The 16545-nt window shown below is 43.1% G+C and carries 18 protein-coding genes; 8 read left to right on the top strand and 10 right to left on the bottom strand.

What is annotated here, in order from left to right; translation table 11 throughout:
* Positions 1-19: 19 nt before the first annotated feature.
* The gene (locus F899_RS04650; protein WP_004783234.1) at positions 20-1141 is read left to right on the top strand and encodes a PilT/PilU family type 4a pilus ATPase; all 1122 of its coding nucleotides are present in this window, start codon (positions 20-22) and stop codon (positions 1139-1141) included.
* Positions 1142-1207: 66 nt separating this feature from the next.
* Here the strand turns inward: F899_RS04650 and fur are convergent, their stop codons facing one another.
* Complete coding sequence (gene fur / locus F899_RS04645) at positions 1208-1645, bottom strand: ferric iron uptake transcriptional regulator (RefSeq protein WP_004783237.1); 438 nt, start codon at positions 1643-1645, stop codon at positions 1208-1210.
* Positions 1646-1757: 112 nt separating this feature from the next.
* Between fur and F899_RS04640 the strand changes: the two genes are divergently transcribed.
* A complete protein-coding gene (locus F899_RS04640; protein ID WP_004783238.1) occupies positions 1758-2156 on the top strand; it encodes an outer membrane protein assembly factor BamE in 399 nt (132 codons plus the stop codon).
* Positions 2157-2259: 103 nt separating this feature from the next.
* On the opposite strand, the gene F899_RS04635 is transcribed toward F899_RS04640, so the two are convergent.
* From F899_RS04635 to F899_RS04595, 9 genes are all read right to left on the bottom strand, one after another.
* Entirely contained in the window at positions 2260-2589 is a 330-nt protein-coding gene (locus F899_RS04635; RefSeq protein ID WP_005221123.1) for an RnfH family protein, read from the bottom strand.
* Positions 2589-3668: a hypothetical protein gene (locus tag F899_RS04630; RefSeq protein ID WP_005221122.1), complete on the bottom strand. Its 1080-nt coding sequence runs from the start codon at positions 3666-3668 to the stop codon at positions 2589-2591. The genes F899_RS04635 and F899_RS04630 overlap by 1 nt, the downstream gene beginning before the upstream one ends.
* 159 nt (positions 3669-3827) lie before the next feature.
* Entirely contained in the window at positions 3828-4283 is a 456-nt protein-coding gene (locus F899_RS04625; protein WP_004783243.1) for a bacteriohemerythrin, read from the bottom strand.
* A 295-nt stretch (positions 4284-4578) separates the two neighbouring features.
* Positions 4579-5427: a class II glutamine amidotransferase gene (locus tag F899_RS04620; protein WP_034434176.1), complete on the bottom strand. Its 849-nt coding sequence runs from the start codon at positions 5425-5427 to the stop codon at positions 4579-4581.
* 281 nt (positions 5428-5708) lie between these two features.
* The gene (argB, locus tag F899_RS04615; protein WP_005221120.1) at positions 5709-6617 is read right to left on the bottom strand and encodes an acetylglutamate kinase; all 909 of its coding nucleotides are present in this window, start codon (positions 6615-6617) and stop codon (positions 5709-5711) included.
* Between the two features lie 10 nt (positions 6618-6627).
* A complete protein-coding gene (locus F899_RS04610; RefSeq protein ID WP_005221118.1) occupies positions 6628-8046 on the bottom strand; it encodes a phosphomannomutase/phosphoglucomutase in 1419 nt (472 codons plus the stop codon).
* A gap of 232 nt (positions 8047-8278) precedes the next feature.
* Complete coding sequence (gene dut / locus F899_RS04605; protein WP_034433911.1) at positions 8279-8731, bottom strand: dUTP diphosphatase; 453 nt, start codon at positions 8729-8731, stop codon at positions 8279-8281.
* A 46-nt stretch (positions 8732-8777) separates the two neighbouring features.
* Positions 8778-10817, bottom strand: a complete 2040-nt coding sequence (locus tag F899_RS04600) for a UvrD-helicase domain-containing protein (RefSeq protein ID WP_004893324.1) — start codon at positions 10815-10817, stop codon at positions 8778-8780.
* A gap of 135 nt (positions 10818-10952) precedes the next feature.
* Entirely contained in the window at positions 10953-11606 is a 654-nt protein-coding gene (locus tag F899_RS04595; protein WP_005221115.1) for a YiaD family glycine zipper/OmpA-like lipoprotein, read from the bottom strand.
* 250 nt (positions 11607-11856) lie between these two features.
* Here F899_RS04595 and F899_RS04590 point away from each other — a divergent pair, with 250 nt between their 5' ends.
* The 6 genes from F899_RS04590 (at position 11857) to F899_RS04565 (ending at position 16489) form a co-directional block, all read left to right on the top strand.
* Complete coding sequence (locus tag F899_RS04590) at positions 11857-12780, top strand: acyltransferase (protein WP_005221114.1); 924 nt, start codon at positions 11857-11859, stop codon at positions 12778-12780.
* A 19-nt stretch (positions 12781-12799) separates the two neighbouring features.
* On the top strand, positions 12800-13867 hold the full coding sequence (locus F899_RS04585) for a hypothetical protein (RefSeq protein ID WP_005221112.1): 1068 nt from the start codon (positions 12800-12802) through the stop codon (positions 13865-13867).
* A gap of 157 nt (positions 13868-14024) precedes the next feature.
* Complete coding sequence (gene minC, locus F899_RS04580) at positions 14025-14744, top strand: septum site-determining protein MinC (protein WP_004811148.1); 720 nt, start codon at positions 14025-14027, stop codon at positions 14742-14744.
* A 65-nt stretch (positions 14745-14809) separates the two neighbouring features.
* Complete coding sequence (gene minD, locus F899_RS04575; protein ID WP_004811150.1) at positions 14810-15622, top strand: septum site-determining protein MinD; 813 nt, start codon at positions 14810-14812, stop codon at positions 15620-15622.
* A 2-nt stretch (positions 15623-15624) separates the two neighbouring features.
* Entirely contained in the window at positions 15625-15897 is a 273-nt protein-coding gene (gene minE, locus F899_RS04570; RefSeq protein WP_004811152.1) for a cell division topological specificity factor MinE, read from the top strand.
* Between the two features lie 304 nt (positions 15898-16201).
* The gene (locus F899_RS04565) at positions 16202-16489 is read left to right on the top strand and encodes a PA4642 family protein (protein WP_005221110.1); all 288 of its coding nucleotides are present in this window, start codon (positions 16202-16204) and stop codon (positions 16487-16489) included.
* Positions 16490-16545: the final 56 nt, after the last annotated feature.

Genomic DNA, 16545 nt, shown 5'->3' with positions numbered 1-16545 from the left:
AATTTTTTGGGGTTTTATCATGGACTTTAACGGCTTACTCAACTATATGGTAGAGAAAAAGGCCTCGGATCTGTTCATTACAGCCGATGTTGAACCCTCTATCAAGATTAACGGTCAGATTGTACCGATTGGCTCGGTGAAATTGCCGGGCGCGGCTGTGGGGCAGCTACTTAACTCAATCATGACCGAGAAGCAGCGCAAGGAATTTGCCGATACACGCGAGTGTAACTTCGCCATCAGCAACCCGGACAAATCGGCACGTTTCCGTGTTAGCGCATTCCAGCAACGCGATCAGCCAGGCATGGTACTGCGTCGTATTGAAACCGTCATTCCCACCATGGATGAGCTGAAGTTACCGCCTATTCTAAAAGAATTGGCGATGACTAAACGCGGTATCATTATTTTTGTGGGTGCAACCGGTACGGGTAAATCGACTTCCCTCGCCTCTTTAATTGGCTACCGTAATGAAAATTCCAAAGGTCATATCATTACTATTGAAGACCCGATCGAATTTGTGCACCAGCATAAGGGTTGTATCATTACCCAACGTGAAGTCGGTATCGATACTGACTCCTTTGAAGTGGCATTGAAAAATACCCTGCGTCAAGCACCAGACGTGATTCTGATCGGTGAGATCCGTTCTCGCGAAACCATGGACTATGCGATTGCCTTTGCAGAAACTGGTCACCTGGTTTTTGCGACCCTGCACGCCAACAACGCCAACCAGGCCATCGACCGTATCATTCACTTCTTCGAAGCCGACCGTCACAGTCAGCTGTTTATGGATCTGTCCCTGAACATGAAAGCCATTGTGGCACAGCAACTAATTCCAACTATCGATGGTAATGGCCGCCGCGCAGCGATTGAAATCCTGATCAATTCGCCATTAATTGCGGATCTGATCCGTAAAGGCGATGTGCATGAGATCAAAGATTTAATGAAACGTTCACGTGAATTGGGCATGCAAACCTTCGACCAGGCATTATATGACTTGTATAAGGCCAAGCAGATTAGCTATAAAGATGCACTAAAACATGCCGACTCACCAAACGACCTGCGTCTGCAAATCAAACTGTCAGAAGAAGGTGGCGAGCATTTATTACGTGCGCATTCCAATATTACTTTTGATGGTCAAACCTGATCATTTTCAAAGCATAAAAAAACAGGCTTTTAATAAAGCCTGTTTTTATTTCAGCCTAAAGCTGAATTATTTCTTACGGTAAGCTTCCTGACATTCAGGCGCATCACAATAACCGTAAAGATTAAGTGAATGACCAGTCAATGCAAAACCAAATTTCTTCGCGACTTCGTGTTGTTCATGTTCAATAACATCATTTGTAAATTCAACAACTTTGTTGCAATTTTGACAAACCAAGTGATCGTGATGATCTTCCTGCATAATTTCAAAAACTGAGTGATTATTTTCAAAATTATGACGCTCGATAATCCCTGCTGCCTCAAATTGTGTTAACACACGATACACAGTTGCAAGACCCACATCTTCCCCTTGTTCGAGTAAAGTCTTATAAATGTCTTCAGCGCTAAGGTGATGCCGTCTAGAGTTTTCTAATAGTTCTAATATTTTAATTCGTGGAAGGGTAACTTTCAGTCCAGCTTTTCGTAAATCTTGGTTTGAAATAGGCATGTAAAAAGGTCTCTCAACAAAATCAAAGTTGGAATAGGCAACAAAGTTTAGATGCAGTATGATCTATCCTTGGATCAAATGCATCATAATTAATTTGGGATAGTGTAGCAAAATGCAAAAAATCATGCTGACGTTATTCGTCACTTCATTGCTTGTCGGCTGTTCGACATTAGGTGTGTACAAAGTTGATATTCCTCAAGGAACACCTTTAACTCAAGCACAAGCCTCTAAAATTCAGGTAGGAATGAGCCACCAACAGGTGCGTTTCCTGCTCGGTAGTCCAACAGTATCTGATCCGCTCAATCCGCTACGCTGGGACTACATCTACAACTATACCCCAGGAACCTATGCTAAAAAAGCCAAGATCCCAGCAGCTCAAGGCCAGCATCTAAAAATTTACTTTAATCAGTCTGGTATCGTAGAGCGTATTGAAGGTCTGGAAACCATTCCAGAATCTCAACCAGGTCTACCAGGTTCCAAAGAAGCGATCTTAAATGCCCCACCACTATAATCGCTTTTGCATAAAAAAACCCCTGTATGATCAGGGGTTTTTTTAATTAAATAGATTGATTTATCAAATAATCAGACCATCTGTTCAATAAAGCCACATTCCACTAATCGGAACGTTTATTTTGCTTGAAACGGTTACCTTTGGCATAACGTCCTACCGGATTCTTCTCAGCGCGTTTACGGCGAATATCCTTGGGATTAATGGTTAAAGCACGATAAATCTCTACCCGGTCCCCTGCTGCCAATGGCTGGGTATGATCCTGTAGCTTAGCGCCAAAAATACCCAGATTCAGAGGTTCAGGCAATTCCACCTGTGCACGGATTCCGCTTTGCTCAATTGCATCCAATGCAGTCATGCCGGGCTGGAAAGGTACAGCAATATGAAACTGTTGTTCCGGGGTAGCATAGGCCACCCAGATCATTGCCTCAGTCATCAGAAAAATTGTCCTAATACCGCAACAATCGCCAGAATAATTGATACTGGCAAGACAATACGAACCGCAATACGCCAGATGTTATATACCGCTTCTGAGCTGAAGTTCATCGATTTACGCAAATGGCTGATTTTCATGATCCAGCCAGCAAACAAGGCATAAATCAGACTGATCACCAGTCCCCAAAGAATCAGCAGATTATTGAAAATTGGAGCAACATTTGGAATTAACCAGACCAAGGTGGCAGCGATCATAATCGCCCACTGAATGATGATATTCATTTGACGTTGCTGTAATTGCTCACGTGCCATTTGCATAAGCAAAGCAGCGGCTGCGACAATGGCTGCGATTAAAGCAAATGCAGGGATTTCAGCTTTTACTGCAAAGAAACCAAAGGCGATGATAGCTAATAGCTGCGCGACCCAAATCGGTAAAGCAGTTTTAGTCGCAACATCTTGCTGTTTTACGACAGTCAGACTTGATTGCCAATACAGCCCCATACCTAGACCACTCGCCACCAAAGCCAATACAGTGGCATTGCCCCACTCTACGAATTGGACGGGTGTTACCTGCCAAGCCGGTAATTCAGTTCCTATGACATTCGCCATAATCAAAGATGCAAGCACGCCGATCGCAGTAATCCCAACCAAAATTAAACGTGGTACCAGCGACAATACAAATGCAGCAATCGCCAGCACAACGAAAATCACTAGTTGCTGAACATCGAGATTGGCCACTGCAATCACATTAGAAGCATGATTGAGCATCGCACCCGCAAGGAACGGAATAAATACAACCGCCAGCCAGCCGACAATCCGCCAGCGTTGAGAACTATCAGCTTCACGGGTAAGGCTCGACAATGCCTGTAATGCAGTGGTTTTTGAGCGTTTCGCCAGAGCAATTTCCAGATAACAGACTGGAAGGGCCAGTATTAGCATGGTCGCTAACCACAACATCCAGAAATCAAGCTGACGGTCAATCTGAATACCTGTTATCGGTGCGAGTGTCGCAATAATAAGAAAGGATAAACAGAAAGCCATCAGAGGCGATAACCATTTTGACATAGCATTGTCCTGCATGATGTATTCCTATAAAAATCTAGCGCTATTTTGCCTTGTGAGGCGATGAAAATCAAAAACAAAAAAGCAAACCACCATGCCCGTGATTTGCTGCGCAAATTTATTATTAAGCTTTATTTTTTATTTTCCCGATTTGTTTTTATTTTAAGAACAATCGAGTTATGAGAAGAAACGGGCAAACCAGTTTTTACCCTTTTTCTTTTCTTTATCTTTAATGATTCCCATCATATTTTCTTTTACCGCACCGACATAATCTGCATCATCATGCTGAATATGATTGATCAGCCATTTAGATAATACTTCATGTAATTCCGCTTCAATAGATTGGCCCAATTCAAAACGGTCACGATAAGATTCAATCTTTTTAATAAACAGGTCATGCACACGTTTATGCGGCACACGATATTTATAACCCGCTTCTTCCTGAAGTGATTCTTCAAAGGTAAAATGCGACTGAGTATAATCAATAATATTTTCTAGAATCTGTTTAATACGAGCACGATCGGTATTGGCATCAATTCCATCAATCTCATTGATATAATCGAGAATTCGTTTGTGCTGATCGTCAATCACATCGATACCAGTATTATAATCTGGAACCCATTTCATTTTCATTACGACCACCTATTGATATTAATGATTTATCGCTTGAAAAAGATCATATATCTAATTAATTTAAATAAAAATGAAGTAAATCGGTTGGTTTTCAGTTTATTTTCTATTTAATTAATGTAAATCATTGTTTATCCAGTCAATTATATTTTAAACCCGACCACAAGAATAAAGTATTTTTTGATCGATTTCATATTTCATGGTTTATTTATTTTAATGATTTCACTATAAAATAAATATCAAATTCAAAAAAACAGGAGCGATATCCTGTTTTTTTAATATTGGACTTTAAACAGATTTAATATAAATCTGCTTTAGTCACCCGTTTTAGCGAAGGATCTAAACGCTCTCTTTCCAGACGGGCGACATGTGTCAATTGAGATCGATATTTTGCCCCATCTCTAAACAAAATCATTTCACCCTCCTGAAAGGCTGTCCACTCTTCATTCTGCGTCAGCGGCTCTGTGGTAATCACAGCGACCCGATCTTCAGGCGTGGTGACCTGACTAAAATCCACTTCAACTTCAATATCAATCAGTTGGGCTGGCTTAAATGGATATTCACGCACCAGCCAATGCAGTTTAGTCGTTGCATAGGTAAATAATGCCTGACCATTGGACAGACAGAAATTAAAAGTGCCATGCTCTGCAATGGACGGAGAAATCTCAGCCAGCAAATCAAAAACCTGATCCAGCTTCGGTTCATCATAACCAAACCGTTTCACCAGCTGATCCAGCAAATAACAGAAAGCACGCTCACTGTCAGTATTGCCAACTGGCGTAAAACGTCCAGAAAGCTCAGGTAAAAAATCTTTTAAATCACCATTATGAGCAAAGATCCATTGTCGTCCCCATAATTCACGGCTAAACGGATGCGAATTTTCCAGATTAATTTTGCCTTGTGTCGCTTTACGGATATGTGCAATTACATTACGGGATTTGATCGGATAATTACGCACCAATTCTGCAATCGGTGATTCAACAGCTGACTGATTATCAACAAATAACCGGCAAGCCTTATCTTCAAAGAAAGCAATCCCAAAACCATCAGAATGATCTGAGGTAATCCCCGCCCGCTGAGAAAAACCTCGAAATGAAAAGGTAATATCTGTTGGTGTCGCACAATTCATTCCAAGTAGCTGGCACATAATCTTCATTCAGGTATCGGAGTATTTATGCAGTTATTGTGCATGAGTCCCTGGGGCTTTTCAAATCTTGATCCATGCAATCTTATGCGCTAAAAATGCTAAAGAATGTTTTTTTATGCTTTATTTTAAAAAAGAGATAAATCTGGTTCAAGTTGTTTTTTTCAAGATAACAGGGTTCTGCTCAAGAAAAATTATGATGATTTCAGAAGACAAGAGCTAAAAATAAAAGACATAAAAAAGAGTCCCGATTGAGACTCTTTTTTATCATTGAATCATTTAAATTAATGATGGCCTGACTTTACACGGTTGGTAATCAAGGTACCAACACCATGATCAGTAAAAATTTCTAGCAGGCTGGCATGCGGTACACGACCATCCACAATATGTGCACTGATGACACCACCTTTCACAGCATCGAGTGCACAACCCACTTTCGGAATCATTCCGCCATAGATCACACCTGTTTCAATCAGGCGATCAACTTCCTGAGTGGTCAGGCCAGTCAGCAGATTTTTATTTTCGTCTAGTACACCGCTAATATTGGTCAGCAGAATCAGTTTTTCTGCACCCAAGGCTTCAGCCACTTTACCTGCAACCAGATCGGCATTGATATTGTAAGTATTGCCTTCCTCATCCACACCCAGCGGTGCAATCACAGGAATAAAATCGCTATTGGTAAACATTTCCAGTACATCAGTTTTGACACCAACTACTTCACCCACCAGCCCCAAATCAATTTTCTGGATCGAGCCATCTTCTGCTGTTTTTTCCATCAGCAGTTTTTGTGCACGGATCAGGTTACCGTCTTTACCGGTCAGACCAATGGCACGTCCACCATGTTTGTTGATCAGATTAACGATCGATTTGTTTACGCTTCCGCCAAGCACCATTTCAACGATTTCCATGGTTGCAGGATCAGTAACACGCATACCATCAATACGTTCAGATTCACGTCCCAGCTGTTTCAGCATAGAATCGACTTGAGGACCACCACCATGTACTACGATCGGATTCAGACCTACAGTTTTCAGTAACACGATGTCACGAGCAAATGAACTTTCCAGCTCAGGATCGGTCATTGCGTTACCGCCATATTTCACCACTAGGGTTTTACCCGCAAAGCGTTGAATATACGGCAAAGCTTCAGTCAGAATTTGTGCTTTGTCGATGCCTGTCTGTTGATTTGGCATTCGCCTCTCCTTATTGAGCATCTAAAATGTCTTGGGCGATCGCTGGATAGCGGTCACGTAACATCGAAACGAACAGGTAACGAATTTCATTCAGGCGGCTCTGATTTTCCGCATCAAAACGCACTGTGAAGTATTCACCTGTATTGGATGCTCGAATGATGCCAAAACCATCATCAAAATCAAGACGTATACCGTCAATTTTACTAATTCGCGCGTTTAATTTACGTGATTGTGCTTCAACAAAGTTAAGCAATTCTAGTGGCTTAATCTGATGCGTCGAAATATACAGGTCTTCAGTGCCCGTACGTTTTGGATAACGTGCCAGTGTTTCTGCCAGTGTCTGCCCAGTTTGATCCAGGTATTCCATGACTCTGAGTGCCGCATAAACACCATCATCATAACCGCCGCCACGGCCATCATTGAAGACATAGTGTCCGGCATATTCACCACCAAAAATCGCCTGTCCTTGAGAATTCGCCAGATACTTCCGCAGGAAAGAACTTCCTGTGCGGATCATGACCGGCGTAGCACCCAGCGCTTGTACCGTATTACGAACCAGGGTAGAACATTTCACATCAAAGACAAATTCTTTATCAACCGTATCTTTCAGACAAATTTCCGCACATAGGCATAACAGCTGATCAGCCGTAATAACCTGCCCATCTGCATCGATGAGTACCAGTCGATCACCATCACCATCCAGGGCAATTCCGAGGTCGGCTCTCGTCTCTAAAACTTTTGCTTTTAACAGCTGTAAATGAGCTTCCTGTGAGGGATCCGGCGCATGATCGGGAAAATGACCGTTCGCTTCAGTTCTTATTGTCGTCAGATCACAACCAAGCTTGTTCAATACCAGAGCCGCACAACGCCCCGCTGAACCATTCAACCCATCCAGTACGACCCGATAACGGCGTTTCAGTTGAATATCATTGAAAATAGACTGCTGATATTTGAGGCAATATTCTGGAATAATCTCATGCTCAATCCAGTCTATCTGTTGCAGCTCATCTGAATAATATTTTTGAGCTTCCTGCCCTACCGCCTGAATCATTTCAGGACATGGGGGCTGATTGTCAATCAACCACTTGATGCCATTATCTTCTCGTGGATTATGGCTTGCAGTAATCATGATACCGTTGCCATCAAATTCACGTGACGTATAATACAGCATCGGACTAGAACAGCAGCCAATAATGTGCGCTTCAATCGCATACAGGCTTAAGGTGCGCTGGATAATATGGGCATAGGTCGGACTGGATAGCCTTGCATCATAACCAATCGCGACACGTGTCTGTCCCGCAGACTGATATTGCTGGGCCAGGCCATGTGCAATGGCATTTACCATGCTGACATTGAGTAAACTGACCTTACCGCGAATGTCATAAGCACGAAAGATTTGCATGGGGAATGAATGATGCATGAATCCCATAGATCGTAATTTCACTGCTAAATAGGAGAATATAAGTTCAGAAATCAGGTGTCATCACCATGATGTGAAACTTTAGTTTTTGTTCTAGGACCCTGTACTTTTAGCTGATTTCAGATAAATAATCAATTTAAAAAATATAACGAATGGATAAATGCCAGCTAAAAAATGGGATAAATCTTATTCTATCAACCATTAAAAAAGCCCACATTTTATTGAATGTAGGCTTTTTGAATTAGTTCTTGCCAGTATGACCAAAGCCACCTACACCACGCTCAGTGGCTTCGAATTCATTCACAATATCGAATTGTGCTTGCACCACTGGGACGAGGACATACTGCGCCAGACGCTCACCTGGTTCCAGGCTAAATGCAGTCTGGCTACGATTCCATACCGAAACCATGAGTTCACCTTGGTAATCTGAATCGATCAGACCTACCAGATTACCCAATACGATACCATGTTTATGACCCAGACCAGAACGTGGCAGGATCAGGCCCGCAAATGCAGGATCTTCAATATAAATAGCCAGACCAGTTTTCACGAGTACTGTTTGACCTGGTTCAATTACTGTAGTTTCGTTTACACATGCACGAAGGTCGAGTCCTGCAGAACCTGTAGTTGCATAATTTGGCATTGGCCATTCATTGCCAAGGCGTGCATCAAGGACTTTCACCTGTACTTTCATCATTTTATTCCTGTAGAAAAATATCAATAGATTAATTACTTAAATTTTAACGCTTAATCAGTGCGCGTAAATTATCCAGATAATGCTGTGCCTGCTGTTTCGGATCAATATTGCCAGCCAGCTTTTTCTTACGGCCTAACCATTCCAGTTCATCTTCTGGTAATTCATCCAGGAAGCGGCTTGGCGTCATCTGCTTCATCTGACCACCAGCCTTACGCTGCTCAGCCAAGGTAATCGTCAAGCCCTGACGCGCACGGGTAATGCCCACATACATCAGACGACGTTCTTCCTCAACAGTTTCTGCCGCGATCGAGTTTTTGTGTGGCAGAATCTCTTCTTCCAGGCCAATCAGATAAACATAAGGGAATTCCAGACCTTTAGATGCATGTAGCGTCAACAGGTTCACCTTATCTGTATCTTCTGCTTCCTGCTGCTGTTCCAGCATATCCAGCAGCACCATCTTACGGATGACGCTTTCGATATTCTTTTCATCCACATCTTCAGCACGGTTAATCAGGCTCTGAATACTGCTATACAGCACTTCAATATTGTCGAGCTTGGTTTTTTCCTGTGCCGGAGTTGCAGCTGATTCCTTGATGTAGTCGATATAGCCGGCTTCTACCATCATCTGGCGGATAATCGGTACTGGCTCATCATCATCCAGCAGATTGCGGGTAAAGTTATTGATGAAGTCAGCAAACTCAGCCAGCTGAGTGGTGGCTTTCTTTGGCATTGCCATAGTCAGACGCTGGTCAGCTGCCGCGGCCAAAAGCGACAGATTATTTTCTTGCGCAAACAGACCCAATTTTTCCAGCGTCACTGGTCCGATGGCACGTTTCGGTGTATTGATAATTCGCAGGAAGGCACTGTCATCTTCTGGATTAATGATCAGACGCAGGTAACTCATGACATCTTTGATTTCGGCGCGCGCGAAGAAAGACTGACCACCAGAGAGCTTGTAAGGAATCTGCATCTGACGCAGCTGGGTTTCCAGAATACGTGCCTGGAAATTCCCGCGGTACAAAATTGCGTAGTCTTTCCAGTTTTTACCATTCATCAACTTGTGCGTGATGAGATCTTTGACTACGCGTTCGGCTTCATCATCATCATTACGGCAAGTGATGACACGGATCACTTCACCATGGCCTTTGTCTGACCAGAGTTTTTTATCGAAGATATGCGGGTTGTTGCCAATAACGGTATTCGCCGCTTTCAAAATACGGCTGGTCGAACGGTAGTTCTGTTCCAGCTTGATAACTTTCAGATTCGGGAAATCCTGCTGTAACAACGCCATGTTTTCCGGTTTAGCCCCACGCCAGGCATAGATTGACTGGTCATCATCACCTACTGCAGTAAACTGGCCCATTACGCCGACCAGTAACTTCACCAGAATATACTGGGCGGTGTTGGTATCCTGATATTCATCCACCAACAAATAACGCACACGGTTCTGCCATTTATCACGCACTTCAGCGTTTTCCTGTAACAAACGCGTTGGCATCACAATCAGGTCATCGAAGTCAACGGCGTTATAGGCACGCAAGTTACGTTCATACAATTGATACAAATGCGCAAACTGGACATCTTCCTGAGTTTCACAGGTGGTATGAGCCTGCTCGGGTGGAATCAGATCGTTTTTCCAGTCGGAAATCATCTTCATCGCTTTTGCGATCAATTCCTTGCTTTCTGCCCCGGACAAGTTATCGCGATGCATCAGGTCCATCAGAATACGTTTACAGTCATCCGCATCCAGAATCGAGAAATTATTTTTCAGCGGTGTATGTTTTAGCTCTAAACGTAATAGATTCAGACCAAAGGTATGGAACGTCGATACTGATAAGCCTTTGCCTTCTTCACGTGTGAGTAACTTACTTACTCGCTCTTTCATTTCACGTGCGGCTTTGTTGGTAAAGGTCATGGCCGTAATACGATGTGCCGGAATGCCGCAATGCTTGACCAAGTAGGCGATTTTTCTTGTGATTACTGAAGTCTTACCTGAACCCGCACCGGCAAGCACTAACAAGGGCCCTTGAGTATATTTCATGGCTTCAAGTTGCTTGTCATTTAACTGACTGGCGAGTGACATAGTGCTTCCTCTTCTAGATTCGGCTCCGATTATAGTCGGCTCAAGCTCAGTTGCCTAATTGAAAATTCATTTTCCTGCGTCATACTTCAGACATAAAAAAACCACCCGAAGGTGGTCTTTTCTGCAATTCAGATCTTACTGAACAGCATATACCGCGATTTCAACACGACGGTTTTGTTCTCTACCCGCTGCAGTTGTGTTGTCTGCGATTGGGTTCGCTGAACCTAAACCTTGAGCATTAATACGTGTACGTGCAATACCTTGGCCTGCCAAGTAGTTTGCTACAGAGTTCGCACGTGCTTGAGACAATGGCAAGTTAATTGAATCGTTACCAGTGCTGTCTGTATAACCAGTCACAAGAATACCGCTCTTGTTATCTTCAGTTAGAACTTGGGCAACTTTGTTCAATGTTGCATAGAAGTTTGGTTTGATATTTGACTTGTTGGTATCAAATGTAATCGCACCTGGCATTACCAAGTTAATTGAACCGTCTGGATTACGGTTTACATCTACACCAGTACCCGCAGTCGCTTGACGTAATTTTTTCTCTTTATCATCCAGGTAAACACCCGCTGCACCACCAAGTACTGCACCGATTGCCGCTGCACGGTTGTTTTGACGGCTAGTGTTTGCATTGCCTTTAGAAATACCATAACCTGCCGCAGCACCAATTACTGTACCCAAAGCTGTTTTGTCGTACTCAACACCACCGAGGTTATTACCAGTAGTTTGACAACCTGTAAGTGCTACCGCCCCTGCTACTGCTGCTGTAACTAACATTGCACGCATCGCATGCCTCCTTAACTTGTTTTGTTGTATTTGAAGAATAATGGTCAATAATTCAATCAATAACTATATCTGATTTGTTAATAATAAATCTTTTCGTAACTATTTGTAATGTTTATGTGTAACCAAAACGGTTAACTTCATCACATTTTCTCCATAGTTCTCATTCGGTACTTTTCTATTTCAGATTGAAAACGTATATTGTTAATAATATGAAAAAATTTAGTCGATTTTCAGCTTAGGACAGGGTTATATGTCGTCGGAAAGTAAAAAACAGCCTATATTAAAAAAAATTGCACGTGGCCTGACTGTGACTTCAGTAATGACGGGAAGTACCTTTTTCCATGGACCGCCAGTACTGGCCCTCGGTCTGACCAAACTAGTCAAAAAGTCATCCAAAATTGATGAAACCAATATCAAGATTACCAACAGCTGGCTTGGTGTAAACAACTGGCTGATCGAGAATGTCCTTAAAAATACTCAATGGACCATTACCATTGATGAATCTCTGGATCTGAATATGCAGGGCCGCTACCTGATGAGCTGTAATCATCAGAGCTGGGTCGATACTACAGTCAATCAATACTTCGGCTTAACCCGTATGCCATTGACTCGGTTCTTTACCAAATGGGAACTGATCTTTATTCCATTCGTCGGACAGGCATTTAAGATTCTTGGTTTTCCGATGATGAAACGTCACACCAAGGAACAGATTGCTAAAAATCCGGCCCTCAAAGATCGCGATATGGATGAAGCACGTAAATCCTGCCAGCAATTGCTGAGTCAGCCATTTACCCTGCTCAACTATCTGGAAGGTACGCGTTTTACCCAAGAGAAACATGACCAGCAACAGTCTCCCTTTAAACATTTGCTCAAACCGAAGGCCGGCGGTCTGGCCCTGGCGCTGAATATTCTGGGTGACCGTATTGATGCCTTTGTGGACATGACTATCGTTTATCCGGACGGCATACCAGGTTATGGTAAATTCTGGCTAGGCGAAGTACCCCGTATTGCGGTAGATTTAAGAAAGATTGATATTCCGGACTGGGTACTGGGCGGTAATTATGAAGAAGATGCTGAATACCGCGAGCGTTTCCAGCAATGGGTTCATCAAATTTGGACTGAGAAAGATCAGTTGATTGAAAAAATGAAGCAGGATCTGGCTCAAGCAGCCTAATGCACTGATCTGAGAGACTATGAAACCAACTCCCCCGAAAACCAGCTCCAGCGCCTTTAAGTTTTTCCGTGAAGGCACCTGGGGCTGGAAGGTCGCCTTGGCCTATGACATCTTTATGATGGTGTTAATCGTCATCAACCTGTTCTGCCTGAGTGCCAATGCCATTTTAATGAGCGACTTCGGACAATGGTTATTCGATTTCATACGTCTGCCTGAAATCCTGCAATTTTATAAGGCTGAACTGCGTCCCTGGGTGATCATTACTGAAGGCTGGTTTACGACTTTCCTGATTGGGGAGTTATTGGTGCGCTGGCTAATTGCCATAGTCTTGCGTCATCATGCCCGCTGGTGGTTCTTTCCGTTTATTCACTGGTATGAAATTCTCGCGATCGTGCCGCAACTGCGTTTCCTGCGTCTGCTCCGCGCAGTAGCTATCGGCTACAACCTACATAGCCATGGTTTCAAGGTGATTCCGTCTCGCTGGTATAAGCGTGGCAACTTCTATTACAACCTGGTTATGGAAGAATTGACCAGCCGTATTGTAGTTACCGTACTGGACGGAATTAAACGCGAGCTAACCACCAGTACCACGCACCGTCAACTAATTGATGACCTGGTCGAGCATCACCGTCAATTATTTGCCATTGCCTTGGCAGATATCCTGCAAGAAATCCTAGGCAAGGAATTACAGGCACAGCGTTATATGATTTCCAAAAACGTCGGCCAAGTGGTGAATAAAGCCATTGAAGATACGCCAGAGCTGACCCGGCTGTTACGCCTAATCCCAATTGTAGGCAGTCGCATGGAACAGCAGATTCAGAGTATCGGACAACGTCTGGGAGAAAATATTACCCAAGGATTGATCGATCCGTTTACGCATACTGATTACAGTAAAGATAATCCAACTTTTGCCATGATTTCTGAAAAGATCAGTCAGATCCAGATTGAACAAAATCCAAACATTGACAAACTGGTGGAGTCGGCTGTTTTTGAAACACTTGAAGCGATCCGCAAACAGGTCAAAATTAAACAGTGGCAGCAGATTCTGGAAGAAAATGAGCAAAATCAGCGTTCAACATACCTCTAATTCAGCATGAATAATGCTATGCTTTTTTATGGCATCTGATCGCATAAAAAAATAACCTGGATCGCTAGAGAATTAACGAAATTTGTTCTAGGATTTGCACTATTTACAACATTACTTCGACATAAAATTTACAAGTCAGAAGTATTAAGGAAGAACTATGGCTGATATACGGATTAAGGGCAGAATGGTCAATGCGATTCGCATTACCCTTGAAACAAATGATCATGATGCGATCCGCCAGCAATTAGCACCAAAATTACAAGCTGCTTTTCCACCGGGCACCCTGGTGGTGATTGAAAGTACTGTCGAGCAGGAACTTATCGCGCTTATCCAGCTGTTGATCAGCATGGATGTACAACCAATGGCGGTGACTGAAGGCCTGCTTGCAGATCAGGCACGTGCAATCCAGTTCCCGGTATTGCCACCTGACCGTCAGCTACAGGAAATCAAGGCAACCAAAGAACAGGTCATTGAAGTCAAACCGGAAGTTGTTAAGTCAGAGGCTGGAACAGAAGAAGTTAAGGCAGCACCTGTCATTGCTCATGTAACCTCTTACCATGATGAAATCCTGCGTACTGGCCAGTGCATTGTGCAGCATCATGGCGACATTATTATCAGTGCTGGCATTAACAGCGGTTCAGAAGTGATTGCTTCTGGCAATATTCATGTTTATGGCAGTGCCCGTGGTCGTGTGATTGCCGGTGCAGGCGGCAATACTGCAGCACGCATTTTCTGTCATGCACTGGAAGCAGAACTGATTTCCATTGCAGGTACCTATTGTGTTGCAGACGATATTCCACCGCATGTGGTGAAAAAGCCTGTGCATATTTACTTGAATGATCAACTAGAGCTTGTATTTGAAACTCTAGAATTTTAATGTATAAATAAACACCAAAACCCTATGTTAAATAGGGAATTTAAACCATAACAGGAGTGGATTCGGTGGCGAAAATTGTTGTCGTAACGTCAGGCAAAGGTGGTGTAGGTAAAACTACAACAAGTGCATCTTTTGCAACAGGTTTAGCCCTACGTGGCCACAAAACTGTTGTTATCGACTTTGACGTGGGTTTACGTAACCTTGACTTGATCATGGGTTGTGAACGCCGCGTTGTTTATGATTTTGTGAATGTTTTAAATAACGAAGCGCGATTACAACAAGCGCTTATTCGCGATAAGGATATTGAGAACTTATATATTTTGCCAGCGTCTCAAACACGTGATAAAGATGCCCTCACTGATGAAGGTGTTGCACGTGTAATGGATGAACTGTCGCAGGAATTTGATTACATTATTTGTGACTCACCTGCGGGGATCGAACGTGGTGCCATCATGGCCATGTACCATGCTGATGAAGCCATCATTGTCACTAACCCTGAAATTTCTTCAGTACGTGACTCTGACCGTATCATTGGTATGCTCGACAGCAAGACTAAAAAAGTAGAACAAAATGAAGGCCGCATCCGTAAACATCTGTGTATCACACGTTTTAATCCTGAACGCGCGGATAAACAGGAAATGTTGACCATTGATGACATTTCTAAAGATATTTTACGTGTGCCGACTCTGGGTGTAATTCCTGAGTGTCCAAGTGTCCTGCAAGCATCGAACGAAGGCAAGCCAGTTATCAACTTTACTGCTTCTGCTGCAGGTCAGGCTTATGATGACCTGGTTGCGCGCTTCCTGGGTGAAGAGCGTCCTTACCGTCATATTGAAGTGAAACCAAAGGGCTGGTTAGCTCGACTATTTGGAGCATAAGCATGGCTGGATTCTGGAGTAAGCTTTTTAGCAGTGAGGAAAAACCAACAAGCGCACAAACCGCGAAAGACCGTTTAAAGGTAATTGTTGCATCTGAACAGGGTCTGGGACGTCGTTTAAGCCAGGACAAGATTGACATGATGAAGAAAGAAATCATGCAAGTGGTCAATCGTTATGTTCGCGGTGTAGATGAACAGCATATTCAAATGCAGGTCCGTTCTGAAGCGAATATTGAAATGCTTGAAATGAATATCAATTTACCTGAAGAACGATAATTTGATTTTTGATTAGTCAATTAAATTGATTCAAGGCAAAATATGAGACTGAACAAAGCACTGCTTTGTTCAGTCGCAAGACGAGAAGCTTTGCTTCGATTGGACTGAAAGTAAATTACTGCTTTGTTGAAGCGCAAGACGAGAAGCGATGCTTCGAGTGGACTGGTGATACAAAGTTTACTTTACCCAATCACAAGATCCGAAGTTTAGCTTCAAGGTAGACAGAGAAAATGAAAAATACTTTGTCACTTGCGTACTCATATTTTGCCTTTTTCATGTCGAAAATTATATCAAGGAGCTTGTGATGGCATTGTCTCAACCGGCAACGTTTAACGAAGAATGGTCAGATGAGCGTGTATTTGCCTATCTCACTCAATTACCTCCTGCAGGCGTAAACGCAGACTTTCATGTGCTTTATCATGCTTATAAACACATGCGTCCTTTTGACTATGAACGCCTGTTGACTCAATTCGTTGCAGATGGTCGTGATATCAATGCTACTAACCCTGAAGGTGAACGCATTCATGACGTAATCGCGAAATTCCCGCGTCACAGTGCTGAGTTCCTTGAAGTATTGGCCAAGTTCGCTTAAGACTTTGCTGATGCAATAAAAAAGCCTGCTTCATGCAGGCTTTTTTATTGGTGGAG

The sequence above is a fragment of the Acinetobacter sp. CIP 101934 genome, from assembly GCF_000369585.1.
Taxonomy (GTDB): Bacteria; Pseudomonadota; Gammaproteobacteria; order Pseudomonadales; family Moraxellaceae; genus Acinetobacter; species Acinetobacter schindleri.
The sequence above is the reverse complement of the archived record's forward strand: the minus strand, read 5'-3'. Positions and strand labels throughout refer to the sequence as shown.